Genomic DNA, 18,612 nt, shown 5'->3' with positions numbered 1-18,612 from the left:
GTGCCTACATGCAGGCTGACCGTCTCTCAACAGGCCACGCAAGCCATGCTGGCCCTCCTGCCAATGTTCGACACGCCGATGTATGAGCGTGATGCCTTCGCTGCTATGAAAGAACGTGGTATGCTGCACATTACAGCGCAGAATATGTCACGCGCTCCCGCAATGCGGCTTATGATGCATAACACCCGGCGCGCAATGGACGAGCTGTCCATCATCGGCGACTTCATCGAGAAGGCATTGGAGGACTGATGTGGTTTTCCGCAAGCTGACCAGTTCGCTGCAGGTGGCACGTCTCGCTTCCACGAGTTTGGAAAAGCGGAGTAGTACGACTATCTCATCTCTGTCAGCAGGGATGATGCCGCTTGAGCAGGTTGCCCCGCCAATAGTGAACGCAAAGGTCCCTGCCCCCGCTTCCTCCGAGGAGAGGACAACTATCCTTTCGAATCAGCGCGTCGGGCCAGATCCCAAACTACAGGTGTTTCTGTCAGCAGCGCTTCCCGCTCCCGGTTTCTCTCCGGGGTTTGACAGCCTGTGTGGGCAGTATCGCCCGGCGAAAGCTCTGCAGATGATTTTGCGGCGCGCGTTAGACGATTACCAGGTGATGCTGTTAAGCGCCTCATTGACCAAACCCGTGGCTCCTTATCCTGTTGAGGAGCCACTGTCGCTCGTTCTAACATCGCGGATGATGCCCCGACGGGTGGTTGAGATCGCTCTCGCGCATTTTGATCCCTTAGGGCTGGAAAGTGCGCGTGCCTTCGGTCGTAAACTGGCGAGCGCCGCGCTCGGCATGTTCTTCGAGAACGAAAGGAAAGGCATCCGTCAGCACCGCTGATCGGCGCGTGGCTCGCGGTAGTTGGGGTGCTTCTCTGTTGAGGCTCTTGCTGAACCGTAAGCGCCAAGCTGAGGCCATTCAGGCTTTGAAGTGCCAAGGCATGAGAGCTTCGATTTGAGAGATCGGCCAGCCCTGCGCGATCCGCTCGAGAGTTTGCGTGAGCCAGGCGTGCGGATCGACATCGTTCATCTTCGCGGTCTGCAGAAGCGTGGCGATGGTCGCCCAGGTCCGGCCGCCGCCATGGCTGCCCGCAAAGAGCGCATTTTTTCTTGTGATGGTTTGCGACCGGATTGCGCGCTCGACGGTGTTGGAGTCGATCTCGAGACGACCGTCGCTTAGAAAGCGCTCGAGAGGCGGTGCGTCTGGATGTGGCATAGCGGATCGCCTCGGCGAGTTTGAATTTGCCCGACAGGCGCGGCAGCTCCTTGTTCCACAGATCGAACAGCGCCGCGACGATCGCGGCGGACTTTTCCTGGCGCGCTTTCACCCGCGTCTCAGGATCCTGCCCGCGGATGTCGGCCTCGATCTCCCACAGCCCGGCCATGGTGGTGACGATCTGGGTCGCCAGGTGCGAGCTCTCGTTGACGTGAAGCTCGTAGAACCGTCTCCTGACGTGGGCAAATCACGCTGCCAGCGTCACGCCCTCATTGGCACCCGCTGACCTGGCGAGCCGATTGTAGGCGGCATAGCCCGTCGGCATATTTGGCCACTGCGATCTGGGCGAGAAGCGCTTCGGTCGGAAGGCCGCTCTCGATCAGATGGACGGGGCTGGGGCCTGAAGCACGCCATCGCGGTTGCGGTAGACGTATTTCGGGCGGCGCGTCACGATCACGCGGAACTTCGCCGGCGTCACGTCCAGCCGCCTCGACACATCCTCGCCGATCAGGACCTTCTCCAACCCCTCGCAACCAGGGGGCACCTCGGGCTCGACGATGATCTCGCCCCGCTCCAGATGCGCGCTGAACTCCTTGCGCGGCCGCGGCGCGCCTTTCGGCTGGTCCTGGCCGCCCGCCTTGGCCAGTTCGGCTTCAATGGCCGCCATCCCGGTGGCGATCTCGTCAAATACGAAGGCTATCTGCCCATCGCTCGGCGTGTCGCTACGCAAGCGTTCCGAGCGCGTGCCGTAAAGCGTGCGCTCCAACATCTTCACGATCGCCGTCAACTCCACGATCCGCGCGTCGGCCGTCTGGTTGACCGCGGCAAGATCGGCATTCGTCGCAGTCAGTGTTGCAATCTCGGAGGCGATCCGGCTGTTCTCGGCCTCGATCGCCGCCCGCTCTTCCGCCAAGGCGAGGATCAGCGCATAGGCTTCGGCAAGGGTCGTCGGAAGCGCTGCAACGGGCGTCGTTATCACCGCCATCACAGCAGAGTGGTCGCCAATCTCCCAAACCTTTTAGCCGCCCTGATTCAATTCGCCGCAGTTGGTCAGCCCACCGTTTGTGGGCGCTGCACAGCCACCGGCCGCACCTTCGTCCAGTCCAGCCCGTCAATGAGTGCAAGCAACTGCGCGCGGTTCAGCCGCACCCGCGTCGACGCAATCTTCGGCCAGCAGAACTGCGTTTCCTCAAGCGTCTTCGCAAACAGGCATACCCCGCTGCCATCCCACCAGACCATTTTCATCTTGTCCGATCTTTCGAACGGAAGATATTAAGCGCTCCGCTGAACGGATCCGCGCGCCTCCATCGCGCACCAGCGCCATCAAGCCCATCGCACCCTTACGGAAGTCGACCGGCGTGCTGGCCACGTAAACCTGAACGCCTGCCGGGATCATGCCTGCCGAACCGCCCGGATCACCGCAGCGAGCCGCTCAGGGTCCACGTCGCCACCGACCCGCACCACAACATCGCCGATAACGATTTCCACCATGTCGCTCGGCACCGCATCAAACCGCGCGAACTTGACCGCTTGGCCTCGCGCCCCAGAAACCGGTGCGACCAGTCCCCAGGCCAGCGCCTTGCGTCGCCACGCAAACAACTGCGATGGATCGAGCCCGTGAGACCGCGCGATCACCGACACGTTCGCCCCCGGCAAAAACGTTTCCTTGACGATCCGTTCCTTCGCCTCCCGCGACCAAGTGCGATTGAACCGCCCCGGGATTGCCGGAGGCTGGTTAGTTTAAGTTATGCCGCCATGGCCGGAGTTTCCAGCATGGCGTAGTAGCGTTGCTCGGCCTCGGCCGGCGGGATGTTGCCGATGGGCTCCAGGAGCCTTCGGTTGTTGAACCAATCGACCCATTCCAGGGTCGCGAACTCGACGGCCTCGAAGCTGCGCCATGGTCCACGCCGGTAGATCACCTCGGCCTTGTAGAGACCGTTGACGGTTTCGGCGAGAGCATTGTCGTAGGAATCTCCGACGCTGCCGACGGAAGGCTCGACGCCTGCTTCAGCCAGGCGCTCGGTGTATTTGATAGAGACGTATTGGTCGGATTCAATCGGTCGTCGCAACACCAATTATTTTCACTCATGACAGCAGTTCGTCAAGCGCCTCCGCTGGCGTTTTCCAGCCTAGTGTCTTTCTCGGTCGGGCATTGAGGGCCGCTGCCACAGCGGATATTTCGTCGGCGCTGTGGATGCTCAGGTCTGTGCCTTTCGGGAAGTACTGCCGCAGCAACCCGTTGGTGTTCTCGTTAGTGCCGCGCTGCCAAGGGCTTTGCGGGTCGCAGAAGTAGACCTGGATACCCGCATCGATCTTGAGACGATCGTGCTGAGCCATTTCGGCTCCCTGATCCCAGGTTAGAGAGCGGCGCAGCTCTTCGGGCAAAGTGATGATGGTGCGCGTGATCGCGTCGCGCACGGCTTCGGCCCCATGTCCCGCGAGGGCGGGCCCGTTCTTCGCGCGCGGAGCTTCGCCATGCCCCGCCAACCGTGGAAGGTGCAAGAGCATCGTGAAGCGCGTCGTGCGCTCGACCAGCGTGCCGATTGCCGAGCTGCCAAGACCGAGGATAAGATCTCCCTCCCAATGTCCTGGCACTGCTCGATCGGCCGCTTCAACGGGGCGCTCACTGATCATGATCTCCGGCGAGACAAAGCCCTTACCTCGCCGGCGTACGCGCGCTCTGGGCATCCGTAACACACGCCCTGTTCGTAAGCAGGCCGTCAGCTCGCGGCGTAGCGCCCCACGGCCCTGAACGAAGAGGGCTTGATAGATAGCTTCGTGGCTGATGCGCATCGTCTTGTCGTCCGGGAAGTCGATCGGCAAGCGTCGGGCAATCTGCTCAGGGCTCCAGGCTTTGGCCCATCGCCGATCCTTGCGCGGCCCATGCCGGCGGCCCTTCCACGGAGCGGCGGGACCAGGAACGGGAGTGCCGCTCGGGCCCGGACCTCAGGCGAAAACTTGTTCGTCGTCTTGCTCGTCATGGCTCTACCTTCTCAAGAGTTGGAGCCTCCGGCAATCCCGGGGCGGTTCAAGGTCACCTTTATTCCTGGCCTGTTGTGGGCCAAAGCGAACTTCAAAAACAGATCGAACCCGGCGAAGGATGCGTCACCAGAGCAACTACATCACCGTCACGAGGGAGACTTCAAGCGCGGACAGTCTGCATACTAAACAAGTAACCTACGCCACGCACAGTTTTTATCAACTGGGGAGCGCGCGCATCTCCTTCAAGCTTGCGACGCAACCGGAGGATCTGAACATCTATGCTGCGATCTAGTATTTCTCCGTGCACACGGGTGGCCCGCTGTAGGTACTCTCGCGACAACGGCCGTTGCGCTGCCTCAACAAAGGTCACTAGGAGCGAATATTCCGCCGCGGTTAAGGCTACCGACTTGCCTGAAGGATCATAGAGCTTTCGAGATTTGAGGCGCAGCTCCCACTCCCCGAAACGCCATCGTCCGTCCTGCGCTCTGCTTCGCATTCCAACAGGGAAGCTAAAACGGCGCCTGCTCAGAGCGTTGATGTGAGCCAAAAGCCGAGCCATGGACAGTGGTGTGGTTAGATACTCATCAGCACCGGAGTCAAGCCAGGTTACAGCATCGTGCTCATCCCGTCGGCTCCCAACGACAATAATGGGAACATCTCCTCGATCACGGAGATCACGCACGAGCTCGAAGCCGTTGTCTCGGACGAGGTTCATATTTATAAGGATTACCTCTGCGTTGTTGTAGCGGGTTAACTCTTCTGCGTGCGTATCAGCCAAGGCCGTACACACATTGTTATTTCTCAAATATTCGTTCATAGATTGAATAAGATTGAGACCATTATCGACGATGGTGATACATCTGATTTTGTAGGAGCGGTTCATGTATCTCCGTTCTGTGCTAGCGACCTTGTTCTTCATCTGACTGCAAATCGCTTTCCCAACATTTGTGGCCTAAGAGCCAGGCGAGAGCGTCACTCGAGCGGTGACTAGCCCAGGACTCGACTCCGGTGAATGCCAGAACCTGTTATCAGCTATTGGCAGCGACTGTTTCTCGATTGTTCTTCAAGCGGACGTTGGGCCGCCGTGTGATAAATTAGGAGAACGAGTCGGACTGCTTACGTCATACGTTTTCCTAGCCTCATCCTACTTTATTTCCAGCTCGCCGTAGGTCAGTCCGTCGTTGGACCAGGTCAGCCGCTCGCGCTGCACAATGGTCATATCGCGCGCGGCAAGGTTGGTAGGACGGGTACGAAAGTCGTTGTCATGATGCCGAGTCAACCTAGGGGCCACAAAAGATCGCGCCAGATGTCCCCTGTGAGTCAAAAGGTCGCGGCTTCGCCACAAGCTTTGCGCACCATGTCCGCGCCGACGTGAAATGGACCTCGATTTTGGGACCACGTGCTTAGTCGGAAGGGGCTGTTCCGTTTGATAGACGGAGGGCATGATGACGAAGACGACGCGACGGAAGCTCGACGCTGGTGCTGAAGGCAAAGAGTACGCATCCTACGAGCGCCGTCTCGACGATCCGAGCTCTCTCAGCCTCCGAACGCACGCGGCGTCCCAACGGTCCTTCAAGGACCTCAAGTCGGCTCACCGGCCCTACCGATGAGCCGTCCAAATGGACGTCCTTTTGCTGTCCAATCCCATCCCAAACCTCCGTCCAAGCCGGAGGCTTCTTCGCACGTTCATTCGAATTCTGAAGCAAGGGTATTGGCTTCGCGCTTACCGTAAGCGTGGGGTGGCGTCCGGAATGCGGTTGGAATTCGGCTTGGCGAATTCTCCGGGAACATGAAGTTATCGTTTCAGGCGGCAAGGTCAATTGGCTGATCGATGGGTTTTGTGGCGAGGGTTTGCCAACCATCGACCTTGCGCATGCTAATCTGTCCCGAGGCGAGGAGGGCCCAGAACATCATCGCGGCGGTGTCGGCCGAGGGCGGCACGGTTTTGGTTTTGATCCGCCGCTTGAACTCCTCGTGCAACCGCTCGATCGCATTTGTAACCGGCATAAGATTCTCGGTGCTGATGTTCGGCTGCGGTTTTCAAGATCGTGGCGTATGGTGCGACCATCCGGGACAGAGGCACCGGGAGCACGAAGGTGTGGCGGAGATGTCCAGATCGCTGTTGAACTACGTCGGGCTCGTCGTTGGGCAAGCGCCACTGAGACACCAGTCGCTGCCTATCTCACTCCGTCATCACCCACCGTCCTGCATAGCTCGACGCAGCCCAGCTACAAGTTTAACGCAATATTGGTTCAATTGAGCGCTCCCGGCTGTTACCTTCTAGGGCTGCCGAAACGTGAGAGGTCTCATTATGGATCGCGATCATCCGCAGACCCCTGAAGGGGCAGACGACGATAGCCGCCGTGCCGAAGGAATGGGTCACTTGCCAGTTGACCTGCTGGCCGAAGTGGCGCGGCGATTACTCACCGATGATCCTGTTGAGACAGCAAAAAATCTCGCGAACTTTAAACTCGTGAGCCGCTCAATGCGACAAGCGATTGACCCCCCTGCCTTCGCGACTTTTGAGAGGCGGCTCGGTGACGTTGCTGAGCTGGCGCGGATTGTGAAGCGCTGGGCGATTCCCCCGGGAGGCTTATCGCAATTTGATAATGTGCAATTGACTGAAGAAGAAGCGCAAGGTTTTTCCTATCCCTCGTGTCGAGCTGACGTCGCTTCGCCTACAGTCAAATTTGAAGGGAATGCGCGAAGATCTGCTTTCGTCGATGACATTCTTAACTTGTCTCCGCGCGAGCAAGCTGAGTCGCTCCACAGCATAGCCCGCGATCTAGCTGGACTTGACCGCGTGAACACAAATCGCCTCGTCAGGAGAGCAATCGAATTGTTTGAGCAGGATGGTAATCTGCCGGTGGTCCGCAGAGTTGCAGCCGCCGCTCTTGTGCGGGGGCATAAACATTTGGACGCAGATCACAAAGTGCAACTTTTCGATGCAATCGTCGCTCGTCCGGATCTGTTTTCGGTTTATGGCGATGCGGCTAGGATCCAGCATATATCCACCGGCTTGGCTTTGAGGTCAGCGGCCTCGTCTAGGAATACGGCCGAGTCGCACAATCCGGACCTGGATAGGGAAATCAGGCGAATTTATACCAGAATTCACGTTTTGGAAGATGGCCAAAACAACATGAGCGAACGTGAGCTAGTCGAGGGCCTTCGTCCGCTCGGACGCTCAATCAGCAAAGCATACGATAGCGCGCGAGCAGCCTTAATGGCGTCCGACAGAAGCAGAGAACGATCCAGCTTGGCACGATGAGTTTCGCGGGCTTTAATCCCCTGAGCCTGGAACCAGGACGGAGTCCTCAGAGTCTGTCCGAGAGATTATGCATGATTGCACAGTTTTCTCAGCATGAGCCTGATTGAAGCGAGGCGAAGAAAAGCGAGCGCCTTACGATTGAGATTTTCCCAATTTTTTGTGAGACGCCTGCAATGCCCGAGCCATGCAAACGTTCGTTCGACGGACCCACCGCTTCGGGAGGACGACAAATGCCTTTGCTTGATCGGAACGCTTGACGATCTCTATGGTAAGCGTGTAGGTGCCCCCACGTAGCGGATGACGTTCGATTGTCAGAGGATCTCCTGGTGATTTGTTTGCCATGAGCTCATGTGAGCGAACATACCTCTGACACCAAGAATTTCGAAGTTAGCACGGCCACACCCGAGCGGCTTGCGGTCAGTCCAGGGCGAAGCTATCGCACTTGGTCGCGGGAGGCGAAGGAACGGATCGTCAAGGAAACGTTTTTGCCGGGGGCGAACATGTCGGTGATCGCGCGGTCTCACGGGCTCGATCCATCGCAGTTGTTTGCGTGGCGATAGGTCTCGATGGCGTCGAGCATCAGAGCGCCTCCGGCCAGGGCTGAGCAACCTGCTTCAGCAGCGCGACGTCGGCCTTTTGCGTAATAGGCCGTCGTGTCGATGCCGCGATGCCGAAGGACGAGGCCGATCTTGTCGAGCGGCACGCCGTGGCGCAGCATCTCGGTCGCCGCGGTGTGCCGCAGAGCGTGGGCCCCTTTGACCGGCGGCACGATGTCGGCCCGCTTCATGATACGCTTCACCACCGACGAGAGGCCGTCGCCTCGTCGGAATGGCCGGCACGGCGCGATCATGCGCAGGAACAAGACATCGTTCCGGCGGGTAGACGGCCGGCATTCGAGGTAGGCGGCGATCGCATCCCCGACGTCTTGCGGTAGCGGCAGCCGGACCTCGTAGCGCGACTTGCCGCAGACCCCACGCCGGCGCACACCGGCATCGCCGTCACAGGCAGCGATCAGCCGGTCGACCTGCTCGGTCGATAGATACCGGGGCATGTCGGCAAGCTGCCAATGAGCGTAGGCCGGAACGGCGCCGTCGAGACCTGCCTACCACGGCCTGCGACTGCGAGATACCGCAGGAAAGCCCGCAGGCTCGTCGTAATCTTCTCGATCGTGCCACTCCCGCTATCGCTCGCCCGCTCCAGGAAGTAACTGCGGACATCGTTCGGCCTCCAGCCGGCTGGGTCAGATCGAAGCTCCATCATCAGGCCCGCGGCGTCGCGGGCGTAGAGCCTGACGGTGGCATCGGATGCGCCGCGATGCTTGCGCGGCCAGGTCTTGAAGTCCGCGACCAGCAGAGGCGGCTCGGCGGATGCAGCCCCCACGGCCGCGGATCGGCAAAGGCCGAGCTCGACGAGGTGCCGACGAAAGAGCCTGGCACCGTAGATAGTGTGGCGGTTGCGCCGGCCGCCTTTGGCGCGTGGACACCGGCAGGTGCGCAGGTGCTCGCCGAACGCGGCGAGATCAACGTCCGTCAGGCCGGCGCCTTGTTCGGCCATGACATGGCCGATGTGAGCCGCCGTTCGCAAATATGTAACGCTGTCTCGGGGCCATCGCCCTGCTGCTCCAGCGCCGCTGCAAACCCGTCAAGGTAAGGGCCGCTCGGCCCACTGCGCAGATGCCCCAGCATCTTCGCTGCCGAGAAGTACGTCTCCAACATGTCCGTCTCCGTATGTGACCGGCCATCAGTGGCCGACCCAACGGGGCCGCACGGGCGACTTGTAATGGAGAGCTCGAGAGCGGCAATACACAGGAAAATACGGTGATCGCGATTGCCAGCTCCCCATTACCGGCTTTGCCCATAAGGCAGGTAATGGGCGTCGCCTATTACCTGCCGCAACCGCCATTGCCCCAAGTGCCAGGGACTGGCACGCGCCGAATGGCTCGCGCGTCGACAGGCCGCACTGTTACCGGTGCCGTACTTCCACGTCGTCTTCACCCTGCCGACGCTGGCGGGCGAGATCGCGTTCCAGAACAAGGCCACCGTCTATGCGATCCTGTTCCGCACCGTCGCCGAGACACTCACCACCATCGCCACCGATCCAAAGCGCCTGGGCGCGCAAATCGGTGTTACCGCGGTGCTCCATACCTGGGGTCAGACCCCGCAGCATCATCCGCACATTCATTGCGTGGTGCCAGGCGGCGGCCCTCGCTCGACGGCAGGCGCTGGATCGCTTGCCGCCCCGGTTTCTTCCTGCCCGTGCGCGTGCTCTCGCGACTGTTTCGTCGCCTGTTCCTGCAGAACCTGCAGGATGCATTCGAGGCCGGCAAGCTGCGCTTCTTCGGCAAACTCGCCGGTATGGCCGAGCCCACGGCCTTCGCCACCGGGCTCGACCAACTCAGGCGCATCGAATGGGTCGTCTATGCCAAGCCGCCGTTCGGTGGCCCCGAACAGGTGCTGGCCTATCTCGGCCGCTACACCCATCGCGTCGCCATCGCTAACCGCCGGCTGGTCTCGCTCTTTGACGGCAAGGTCCGCTTCGCCTGGAAAGACTATCGCCAAGACGGCAAGACCAAACTGATGACGCTCGATGCCGACGAGTTCATCCGCCGTTTCCTGCCGCATGTGCTTCCACCGGATTCGCTACTACGGCTTCCTCCCCAACGGCCAACGCGGCGACAATCTCGCCCTCTGTCGCCGGTTGCTCGATGCCCATCACGTCACGACCAATTCCGAGTTGGCGGACGCTCACGCCAAAAGCGATCGACAGAGAAACGCCTGTGACTTCCTCATCTATCTCGATTGCGGCGGTACCATGCGGCATATCGCAGCCGTTCCGCGCTCATCCACACATCGGCCATTCTACTGTGATACGTCATGATCTCATCGCCGCCGATTTTCGTCATCACTGCCACCGAGCTTGCCGCGCGTCCTGTCGCTAATCGGTCAACTATGCCGATCCACTGCCGCAATACCGACTCCAGAGCTGGCCAACGACTGAACCTGACCTGTTGCTCGCGTTCAGTACCCAATCCGCGAGATCTTCCTCGCCAAAACGGCGCCTCGCATCAACTGCGCGGCCGTCGTCAGAGCAGCCTCGCCAGCACGCCGCGGTAACTTTCCCCATAGCGCCAAAACAACCCGCGGCTTCGTTCAATCCGGCTGCTATGAGGTCGTGCTCACGATCACGTCCACGTCGCCGATGTGCCCGCGACCTCACAGAACCCTCACGATTCTCATCCGGGCTTGGTTGTGATTCAAGCTGCGCATGGACCGATTCGTTTTGACTGACGCCCCATGGGCGAAGATGGAGCCGCCTTGTCTCGGCAAGCCGGGCGATCCCGGCCGCAGCGGCAAGGACAACCGGCTGTTTGTCGAGGCCGTGCTGTGGATTGCCCGAACCGGCAGTCCCTGGCGGGATCGGCCGCCCTCGTTCGGCCACTGGAACAGAGTCTTCACGCGCTTCCGCGACTGAGTGAAGGCGGATATGACCGGCTGACCGAAATCGCTCGACCGCAGGGGCCGTGGACGCTCGTGCATTGCTGGAGCAATTGCGCCGGCGCTTCGTCAAACTGGCCCGCAACAGCAAATCGCCGATCGCCGAGGCCGCCGTTCGGCACATCGCACAGCTTTACGCCATCGAAGCCATGGTACGCGGTTCATCGCCGGACAAGGTCATTAGGTCAAGTCAGATTGGGACGACAAGCGCTTCTGCAATGAGATAATCCGGTTGAGCAGTGCGCGCTGGCGCGCCACGGCCTCGCCTTCTTCCGGTTTCAGCACAGGTTCTGTCTGATGGCCTTTTGAGCCCTCGAACGTATGATCTTCGGCCTCGCGCTCGCGCCATTGCTTTACTGCACCCTCATCGGCCGGCCCGTGTTGCGCTTCCTCTTCCGCAGTTGGAGTTTCTAATTCATGTCGGACCCGACACTTATCCGCATCCTGGTCGGCAAGATCGAGATATTTCTCGCCGTGACCGAGAGCGATGGGATCCGGAGCGAAAGTCTCTGCTTGATTAACGGCAAAAAGACCGCGGTCGCTTGTGCCGACGACCTCTTCTCCCTCCTGCCCGCACTGCAACGGCGTAACGGATGCGGCTACTTGCTGAGTAATCGGCTTTGGCTCCGGCAGTCGGCCGGTCTGGCTCTCGAAGATGCGCCTTAGTATGCGGTCTGAGTAGTATTTCACTTTGGGCATTTGCAGCGGTGGCTGTCCCTTGATGAGGACGATCTCGCTGTTCTCAGCGATCAGGCGGACCTGCTCCGGCCGCATCAGGTTGGCTCCCTGATCCGAGAGCTGGATGTTGGTGTCGAACATTCGGCTTAACATAAATGACTTCGATCTGGCGCGGAAAGTGTAATCGCCGATCGCCTTGGAAATGTAGATCGGCGTCTCGTCGTCGGCCGTGGCCATGAAGACCTGCACCCCGGTGTTGCTGAGGAACGTCTCCTTCCCCGACTGCTCATACAAGCCGGTTAGAGCCGAGAGGCTCTGTACTACGAACATGAACCGGCCCTGGTAGCCCGCGATTGTGGTGACGGCCGTCTCCACTGCCTCCAGCTTGCCGAGATGCTTGAACTCGTCGAGCAGGAACAAGACTTCAAATATCTCATCCTTGGTCGGCATAGTGCGCTGCATGACCGCCACTACCTGCTGAAAGAACAGGCGAACCAGTGGTGCGATAACCAAAAGGTCGTTCGGGCTTACGCAAAGGTAAATTGTAGTGGGGTCGCGGCGGAGATCGTAGATCGAGAAGTCGCATCGCGTCGTCGCCGCTTTGATTAGTGGGTCCGCCCAGAGGTTAAGACCACCATCTCCGAGGACCGACGTGTAGGACGTGAGAATCTTGGTGTCGTTTCCTGCCATATTATCGAAGATGCGGCGCGCTTCTTGGTTCTGACACTCCTCCGCCAACTGGGCGAAGAGCTTGTACTTTTCTCCGGGCAAGGTGAACAGGTCATAGACGGCGCCGATCGTAGGCGTGCCACGCTCGATGCAAGCGAGGACTCCGGCGGCGAACAGATCCCTTGCACCATCGATAAAGCCTTCCGCCCCTTTGCCCTTGGGCGTGAGCAGGTTGTAAGCAAGACGGCGTGCTTCGCTAAACTGCCGCTCCGACGGCATAGCGACGATGTCAGGAATTGGATTGTAGCTATGGGTGCGGCCGCCCGGGTCCATCGGGGCGAATTTGAAGATCTGGTCGCCGCGAGCTTTTCGCGCGCGCGACGTCAGCTCGAACAGTTCGCCCTTAACGTCGAGCGCCAGAACCGAACCGTTGAACGTCAGCAGCGTAGGAACAACAATCCCGACTCCCTTGCCGGCGCGGGTCGGCGCTACCACTAGGCTGTGCGGTTGCTCGCCATTGCTCAGATACTGGCCCGGCCAGCCCGGACCCACCGTCTTGCCAAAGATTGGTCCGGAAACCCTGTGATAGGGTAGGATATAGCGAGCCTTTTTCATCTCACCGAAGCGCGCCCAGCGGGCCGTGCCATGGTGCTGGGGCTTCAACACTATGAGCGCCAGCATAAGCGACGCGATGACAGCCGTGAAGCCGATAATCGTCAATCCGCGGTAGAAGACCTCCGTCACGTAGCCTCGGTGAAAGGGCGTCTCGTACCAAATTGCGAATATATCGAAGCTCTGGATCGCTTGGAGAGTAACTCCATGCTGGAAGTTGGCATAGGCGCTCGCCAGAAATAGACCCACGAGCAGCGATAAAGCTGCACCGAATAGAAGCCTTTTCAAGTTTCCGGCTCGAACCCAATGAGCGTCTGATGTCCCGAATCAAAAGTACGGTCGCTAGCTTCGGTCACAGTCGCAATGCTGTGCCGTCTCCGTTTCAAGTCACACGATGGGCATTCGCGTTTTGCAGCGATCGACATCGGACACCTCCGCAAATGCTCCAGTCAGACAATGTCGCGAATTGCCGGTTCGACATCAGCATCTACCCATGCTCGCCACAGTCCGCGCGTCGAGGCCTGCTCTCTTCGCTGCTTCGTCACGACGTCTTTGCGGCTTCCATCATAGCCATTATGCTGCCCTTTGGCGCCACACTGGCGGCGCTACTACTTCGGTAGCGAGGGGAGGTTGCACTTTGCTGAAATCATCTTTGATCGCGTCGGATCTGCTTGCCGCATCGGAGGCGGGTACGTCCTCTGGCGCCGTGTCCGAACCTGCTGTCTTGGTTGCTTCCCTACCCCACGGTAGGCACTATGGGTATCCTGGTTATACCCGCGGCTTTCGCCGACATAGTCGCCTAAGCGGTGGGTCGCCTGATTGGGCCCAAACGTGCGCTCGATGAAGTCGATGGTTTGGTAGCCGTGAAGTTTTGACTTCAGCCATACGTCGCCGCCAAGATCCGCCTCTAATTCCCAAGCCGTACACTTCTCATAGCCATCGTCCGGGAGGCGCGAAAGCCCCTTCATGACTCCGCCCTTCATTCGAACCATGATGTCCGGAGCCTGCTCGCCGCTAGTATGCGGATTTTTATGGGCGACCTCCCGTCGTCTGTTCCCGGCTGGAGTCTCGTAAATTTGCGCTTTGCCATCGAGTTTAAAAGTCGGAAGGATTTCTGGTTTCCCGTCCTTAAACACTACTTTGTCGACTGGGAAAAGGTCGTTATCCCGCTCCGCTGTGAGCCCAAGTGATGTCGTAATTTTCCTGAACTCAGAATTTTTGTATTCTATCGTGGTTTTTTGGCCGTCTGGAGCCTTGATGGCAATCAACAGGTCGTCGTTCGAGGGAAGTTTGGCGGCGTCGGTACGCCGGCTTGCGCTGAGTTCAAGCGCCGCCAATCGTCTAGCGGAGGCGTCGAGATCTTCGACGTCATGGGCTTCAGGCATGTCATTATCATCGGCCATGTAAGCGATCCTTCAAGACACTTGGATACTCAGCTGCAATTGTTGTTCGTTTGTTTTTCGTCTCGGGCCTTAACAGCTCTTAGCAACGCCATAAGCCGGCGTTCACGAGAATTCATAAATAGTTTCGGATCGTCCATCGGCGCATAGTCGTCTGCATCAATATCCAAAAGCGTACTCAGTTCAGGTGATAGCCGAACGCTGTTTCCACTTTGACTGAGCCCGGAGTGCGGTGATGGAAGTTTTACGAGCGGCAACTTGGCTTCCTTTCAATAGCGAACGCACGGGTTGGCGCGTTGGATTTCCTTTATAGAGATCTGAAATTCTGGAGCGTCAACGTCGAATCGCGCTGCACTTGTAATGTGGTTACATCGGACACGCTTGCTCTCTCGGGGCCGACGCTGAAGAGAGCGCCGCCTCACACTTTGTGAAAGGCGCAAGCTGCCGCGCGGCAATCAGGGTGGAAGCGCGACATAGGTCCAGATGCACCCCTCGATCGTCTTGCCCTTCGCCAGGATCGGCACATTTGGGTGAGTAGGCCGGAGGGATTTCACCTCCGGCCTCTCGCAGAACCAGGGCGTGAGGCTCTCACCTCACCCGGCTCCCATCAGGGAAGCTTGTCGCCAATACCGAGTTGCCAGTGAGCGAAGATTCTGCGGTTCGCGCGAGCGATCTTCTCCCGGAACGGGCGCGCGGTCAGCCCCCGATGGTGGAGGTAACGGAGAGCTTATCGACCCAGCGTCGCAATACCGAGTCGCGCAGACCGAGTTCCTTGGCAACCGACCCCATCGAGCGACCGCTCGACACCACCAGTTCGACGGCCTGGCGCTTGTACTCCTTCTGCATTCTCAGTTGGCGCGTCCTCTGGCTCACCATGCTCAATCGCATCACCCCAGACGCGTAACCGAAGCTCGCATTGACGGACACCGAGATCGCATTGCTCGATCGAATCATCAGCGGCGCCGCTATCGACGATGTCGCCCTGGAACCCTTGCATTTTATCTCACCAAACTTGCCCGATTGGGTGGCTACCTGGCCAGGGCGGGCGATCCGCCGCCTGGAAATGTTGTCATCGGGCGCGGCCTCACGAGCCTCACAGATATCGAACTCGGCGCCGAAATCGCAGCGCCTGGAATTCTGGATAATTGAAAGCGTCACCGAAGGCTTACGGAGAAGGCCCGGATCGTGGCGGAGAGCTTTGAGCATCGTCCGCCATCTCCCGGTCATCCGCAGGTTCGTGCACGAGGTGTGCTCCGGCGGCGCCGCCGCCCTGTGCAAGATCAACCAAGAGGACGTGATCCGCTACATTGAGCGCCATGTCCAGGATGGAGCCCGGGAACAGGCAAGGCGATGTGCGGGTCGTTGCGCGCCTTTCTCGGTTACCTCCACCATCGGGGGCTGAACGCGCGCCCGTTGGCGGATTGCGTTCCATCGATGCGGCGATGGAAGCTCGCAACTCTGCCGACCTATCTGCCGGCCGCTCAGGTCGGGAGCTGGATCGTCGGATCCCGCAGAACCCACTCGTCTCCAACGCCAAAGGCCTGGTCCAGGCATTCGCCGATCTCCAGCTGGACGCGGCAGGCGCCGAGCCCATTCCTCAACAAGATCCTCCCCGCTCGTCATCGTGCGATCGCACGATCACACGTCTGCTGCGAAGACGCTGTGGTTCATTGGGATCGAGATCGTCAAGTTCAGGCTCGCGGCGGCGATGTCGCCTCGCGCGTTCTTCGGATTCGCGCTATTCACGGGCCGCTCGCTGGGCGCGAGTTTCGATGACGGACCGTGCGAAACGGTGGCGCTGCCGTGGGCGCTCGAGCGAAGTCGGCTGGACGTCGTCGCCTTCGAGCTCGCGGCCGCGGCGCCGCCGGGTTTCGCGCTGGAGCTCAAAACTACCTACATCTGATGGCGCGGGTATGGCGCAGCACGTGCGGACTGACGCGCCGGCGATCGACGGTGCTCTGCGAGCGGCGGTGGCGACATGCTTGCTCAGGATGTATTCAAAGCCTGAGCGGGTCATCGCCTGTGCACGGGCGTTGCAGAACAACTCAGGAGCGCCGCTGACTGGGCGCGCTTTAAGCCAAGCCTTCACAGCTGCGGCCGTCTCCTTCCAGAGCGGCAAGACACGTTCACGTCGGCCCTTGCCCATGATGTGCACGCTGGACATGGTCTGGCGGTCGATCTGATCGAGCCGGAGACCGACCAGGCTCCGACACGCGCATGCCTGCGGCGAAAGCCAGATGCAGCATGGCTCAATCACGGATGCCGGACGGGGTGCTCGCGTCTGGCGCGGCTAACAGAGCCTGCAGCTCGTCACGGGTGAGATAGCCGACGAGCGCCTGATCGGTCTTCTTCATCGGGATCGCATAGATCCGACGTGATTGGTCGAGGCTGGATGGCACCCTGTATTCCAGATAACGGAAGAACGAGTTTATCGCAGCGAGCCGAGCATTGCGGGTTCGCGCCGAGTTGCCGCGCTGCTTCTCTAGATGCTCCAGGAATGCCAAGATCAGCGGCGCGTCGAGCCGTTCGATCTCGATCTTCGATGGCTTGAGCTTGAGCCGGCCGGCCAAATTGGAGCAACAGCTGGAAGCTCTGCGCGGAAGCCTCGCAGGTATGTTGGCTCGCCCGGCGTTCTTTGGGCAGGTGCTCGTGCAGGAAGCTGCTCAGACAGGGAGCGGGCGCGGTCATGCGGCGCCTCCAATCAGCAATGCCTCGCCGGCCTCGGCGATCTGCCCATCAGGACCGGTGTCGCCTGCAAGTACCAATAGGTGTCGGTCACGTGGGCGTGGCCGAGGTAGGTGCTGAGCGCCACGATATGGCGGGCGACCGCAGCACGATCGTGGCGGCACTGTTCCAGCGAGCGGACCGCGAAGGTGTGGCGCAGATCGTGGATGCGCGGATCTCGCCCCGAGTACGCGCCCCGGAGATTGGTTCTATCGAGGAGCTGCAGGAAGATGCGTCGCACGGTGTTGTAGGGCAGCGACTGCCCAGCAACCGATACGAAGAGAGCGCGATCTGTGGTGGTCAGCGACCGCCGGGCGACCAGATATCTGTCGAGCGCCAGCCGAGCTGTTGCGTGAAGCGGCAACAGCCGGCTCTTCTGGAACTTGGTCTGCCGGACGACGAGCCCATCGGCAGTCACATCGTCGATCTGCAGCGCCAATGCTTCTGCGATCCGCATGCCGGTAGCGGTGAGCAGGCCGAAGAGCGTTGCGTACATGGTCGGTCTGATCGAGCCCGCCGGCCGTAGTGCCGCCGCAGCACGAAGCAATCGTGCGATCTCGTCCGCACTATAGATATACGGCGGTCGCCGCTTGACGACGGCGTGGCCGAGTGCATCTGTCGCCGGCCCGCAAACCCAGTCGCGCCAACAGCAGCAGGATCGCCCGATCACGCACGCCAGTCGCCGTGGTCTGATCGCACGTTGCAATCAACACCTCGACATCTGACGAGCCGATGTATCGCGGCAGCGATGACAGGCGCCACTGCGGAATGATCGGCACGGCCTGATCGAGTCCCGCTCGGCACAACCCCCGCGCGCTGAGGAACCGCAAAAATCCTCTCAGCGCCATTGTCATCGTCTTCACATAGGCGAGCAGAGACCCGTTTCGTCTCTGCAATGATCACGTTGCGAATCAGCTGGGCATTCCAACTTCGCGGCCTGATGCCAAGCGCCGGGAGCAGCCGCATGACCATGCGACCGTGTCGATCTATTGTCAGCTCTGTGACGCCGCGATGCTGTCGCAGCCAGTCCTGGAACTCGACCACCCGCCGGTCGAGCGTGAGCGTCATGTAGGGACCACGCTCTGAGGACGGATCTGGTCGGCTAGGAAGATCTTGCGGAATGGTTTGTCGCGAGGTCACAACGTCGAAGGATAGTCGTAGGGATAGCGATAAGGATAGGCATACGCCTATCCTCGAACACGGCGCCGACACGCTTCAGCGTGTCGAGATCATCACCGGGACGGGCCGGCGTCGGCGCTGGTCGACCGATGCGAAGGCGGCGATTGTTGCGGAGAGTTTTGTGCCAGGTGCGAGCGTGTCCGCGGTGGCGCGGCGACACGACATCAGTCCAAGTCTGTTGTTTCTCTGGCGTCGCCAGGCCACGCGGGCGCAGGTCGGGGCGCGCGGGGACAGAGGCATGCCAGCTGGCTTTGTGCCGGTCGCGATCACCGGCTGCGGGGGCCAATTGCCGAGTGAGGAGCAGGCGGCGATCGAGATCGAGGTCGGCGCGGTTCGCATCCGTGTCAGGGGGGCAGTCGACCGGCGGGCACTGTGCGAGGTGCTGGCGGCAGTCGGGAC

The 18,612-nt window shown here is 60.1% G+C and carries 16 protein-coding genes and 9 pseudogenes; 8 read left to right on the top strand and 17 right to left on the bottom strand.

Translation table 11 applies throughout. The features are described from left to right. Nucleotides 1–249: pseudogene (locus QSV46_RS38495) on the top strand (virulence protein); the annotation flags it as partial. Nucleotide 250: 1 nt separating this feature from the next. After that, a complete protein-coding gene (locus QSV46_RS38490) occupies nt 251–832 on the top strand; it encodes a VirC2 family conjugal transfer protein (protein WP_314963919.1) in 582 nt (193 codons plus the stop codon). A gap of 78 nt (nt 833–910) precedes the next feature. Here the strand turns inward: QSV46_RS38490 and QSV46_RS38485 are convergent. The 7 genes and pseudogenes from QSV46_RS38485 to QSV46_RS38455 form a co-directional block, all read right to left on the bottom strand. Beyond that, nucleotides 911–2,015, bottom strand: a pseudogene (locus QSV46_RS38485) (transposase); the annotation flags it as partial. Between the two features lie 242 nt (nt 2,016–2,257). Beyond that, on the bottom strand, nt 2,258–2,452 hold the full coding sequence (gene tnpB / locus QSV46_RS38480; protein WP_314963918.1) for an IS66 family insertion sequence element accessory protein TnpB: 195 nt from the start codon (nt 2,450–2,452) through the stop codon (nt 2,258–2,260). Between the two features lie 147 nt (nt 2,453–2,599). Beyond that, nucleotides 2,600–2,929 (bottom strand): transposase, encoded by a 330-nt coding sequence (locus QSV46_RS38475; protein WP_409997281.1) that lies wholly within the window; start codon nt 2,927–2,929, stop codon nt 2,600–2,602. A gap of 23 nt (nt 2,930–2,952) precedes the next feature. Next, a pseudogene (locus QSV46_RS38470) lies at nt 2,953–3,252 on the bottom strand (integrase core domain-containing protein); the annotation flags it as partial. Nucleotides 3,253–3,292: 40 nt separating this feature from the next. Then, a pseudogene (locus tag QSV46_RS38465) lies at nt 3,293–4,144 on the bottom strand (IS30 family transposase); the annotation flags it as partial. Between the two features lie 205 nt (nt 4,145–4,349). Then, nucleotides 4,350–5,072 carry a winged helix-turn-helix domain-containing protein gene (locus QSV46_RS38460; protein ID WP_314963916.1) on the bottom strand — a complete coding sequence of 241 codons (723 nt, stop codon included), beginning with the start codon at nt 5,070–5,072 and terminating at the stop codon, nt 4,350–4,352. A gap of 920 nt (nt 5,073–5,992) precedes the next feature. After that, nucleotides 5,993–6,187: pseudogene (locus tag QSV46_RS38455) on the bottom strand (IS256 family transposase); the annotation flags it as partial. Nucleotides 6,188–6,500: 313 nt separating this feature from the next. Here QSV46_RS38455 and QSV46_RS38450 point away from each other — a divergent pair. Next, nucleotides 6,501–7,457: a hypothetical protein gene (locus QSV46_RS38450; protein WP_314963915.1), complete on the top strand. Its 957-nt coding sequence runs from the start codon at nt 6,501–6,503 to the stop codon at nt 7,455–7,457. Nucleotides 7,458–7,522: 65 nt separating this feature from the next. Here QSV46_RS38450 and QSV46_RS38445 read toward each other — a convergent pair. Next, a pseudogene (locus tag QSV46_RS38445) lies at nt 7,523–7,727 on the bottom strand (transposase); the annotation flags it as partial. A gap of 80 nt (nt 7,728–7,807) precedes the next feature. On the opposite strand from QSV46_RS38445, the gene QSV46_RS41610 reads away from it, so the two are divergent. Then, a complete protein-coding gene (locus tag QSV46_RS41610) occupies nt 7,808–8,017 on the top strand; it encodes a transposase (protein WP_409997280.1) in 210 nt (69 codons plus the stop codon). On the opposite strand, the gene QSV46_RS38440 is transcribed toward QSV46_RS41610, so the two are convergent. Genes QSV46_RS38440 through QSV46_RS38430 form a run of 3 tightly spaced genes read right to left on the bottom strand, consistent with a single transcriptional unit; the run spans nt 7,978 to nt 9,172 of the window. After that, complete coding sequence (locus tag QSV46_RS38440; protein ID WP_314963914.1) at nt 7,978–8,508, bottom strand: tyrosine-type recombinase/integrase; 531 nt, start codon at nt 8,506–8,508, stop codon at nt 7,978–7,980. The genes QSV46_RS41610 and QSV46_RS38440 overlap by 40 nt on opposite strands. Continuing rightward, on the bottom strand, nt 8,469–9,011 hold the full coding sequence (locus QSV46_RS38435) for a hypothetical protein (protein WP_314963913.1): 543 nt from the start codon (nt 9,009–9,011) through the stop codon (nt 8,469–8,471). Before QSV46_RS38435 ends, QSV46_RS38440 begins: the two co-directional genes overlap by 40 nt. Then, nucleotides 8,987–9,172, bottom strand: coding sequence for a hypothetical protein (locus tag QSV46_RS38430; RefSeq protein ID WP_314963912.1), 186 nt, complete (start codon nt 9,170–9,172; stop codon nt 8,987–8,989). Before QSV46_RS38430 ends, QSV46_RS38435 begins: the two co-directional genes overlap by 25 nt. Nucleotides 9,173–9,341: 169 nt before the next feature. Between QSV46_RS38430 and QSV46_RS38425 the strand changes: the two are divergent. After that, nucleotides 9,342–10,334: pseudogene (locus tag QSV46_RS38425) on the top strand (IS91 family transposase); the annotation flags it as partial. A gap of 387 nt (nt 10,335–10,721) precedes the next feature. Beyond that, nucleotides 10,722–10,919: pseudogene (locus tag QSV46_RS38420) on the top strand (transposase); the annotation flags it as partial. Nucleotides 10,920–11,131: 212 nt separating this feature from the next. On the opposite strand, the gene virD4 reads toward QSV46_RS38420, so the two are convergent. From virD4 to QSV46_RS38405, 3 genes are all read right to left on the bottom strand, one after another. After that, a complete protein-coding gene (gene virD4, locus QSV46_RS38415) occupies nt 11,132–13,198 on the bottom strand; it encodes a type IV secretion system ATPase VirD4 (RefSeq protein WP_314963911.1) in 2,067 nt (688 codons plus the stop codon). A 320-nt stretch (nt 13,199–13,518) separates the two neighbouring features. Then, nucleotides 13,519–14,313, bottom strand: coding sequence for a hypothetical protein (locus QSV46_RS38410; protein WP_314963910.1), 795 nt, complete (start codon nt 14,311–14,313; stop codon nt 13,519–13,521). 693 nt (nt 14,314–15,006) lie between these two features. Next, nucleotides 15,007–15,516 carry a transposase gene (locus QSV46_RS38405; RefSeq protein WP_314963909.1) on the bottom strand — a complete coding sequence of 170 codons (510 nt, stop codon included), beginning with the start codon at nt 15,514–15,516 and terminating at the stop codon, nt 15,007–15,009. Between the two features lie 418 nt (nt 15,517–15,934). Between QSV46_RS38405 and QSV46_RS38400 the strand changes: the two genes are divergently transcribed. Then, a complete protein-coding gene (locus tag QSV46_RS38400) occupies nt 15,935–16,213 on the top strand; it encodes a hypothetical protein (RefSeq protein WP_314963921.1) in 279 nt (92 codons plus the stop codon). A gap of 102 nt (nt 16,214–16,315) precedes the next feature. Here the strand turns inward: QSV46_RS38400 and QSV46_RS38395 are convergent. From QSV46_RS38395 to QSV46_RS38385, 3 genes and pseudogenes are all read right to left on the bottom strand, one after another. Further along, nucleotides 16,316–16,456, bottom strand: a pseudogene (locus QSV46_RS38395) (integrase); the annotation flags it as partial. A gap of 103 nt (nt 16,457–16,559) precedes the next feature. Next, a complete protein-coding gene (locus QSV46_RS38390; RefSeq protein WP_314963908.1) occupies nt 16,560–16,880 on the bottom strand; it encodes a site-specific integrase in 321 nt (106 codons plus the stop codon). Nucleotides 16,881–17,011: 131 nt separating this feature from the next. Further along, nucleotides 17,012–17,704, bottom strand: coding sequence for a tyrosine-type recombinase/integrase (locus QSV46_RS38385; protein WP_314963907.1), 693 nt, complete (start codon nt 17,702–17,704; stop codon nt 17,012–17,014). Nucleotides 17,705–18,154: 450 nt separating this feature from the next. Here QSV46_RS38385 and tnpA point away from each other — a divergent pair. Then, on the top strand, nt 18,155–18,612 hold a 458-nt coding region (gene tnpA / locus QSV46_RS38380), incomplete at its 3' end, for an IS66-like element accessory protein TnpA (protein WP_409997279.1).

The sequence above is a fragment of the Bradyrhizobium cosmicum genome (genome assembly GCF_032290525.1).
Classification (GTDB): Bacteria; Pseudomonadota; Alphaproteobacteria; order Rhizobiales; family Xanthobacteraceae; genus Bradyrhizobium; species Bradyrhizobium cosmicum_A.
The sequence above is the reverse complement of the archived record's forward strand: the minus strand, read 5'-3'. Positions and strand labels throughout refer to the sequence as shown.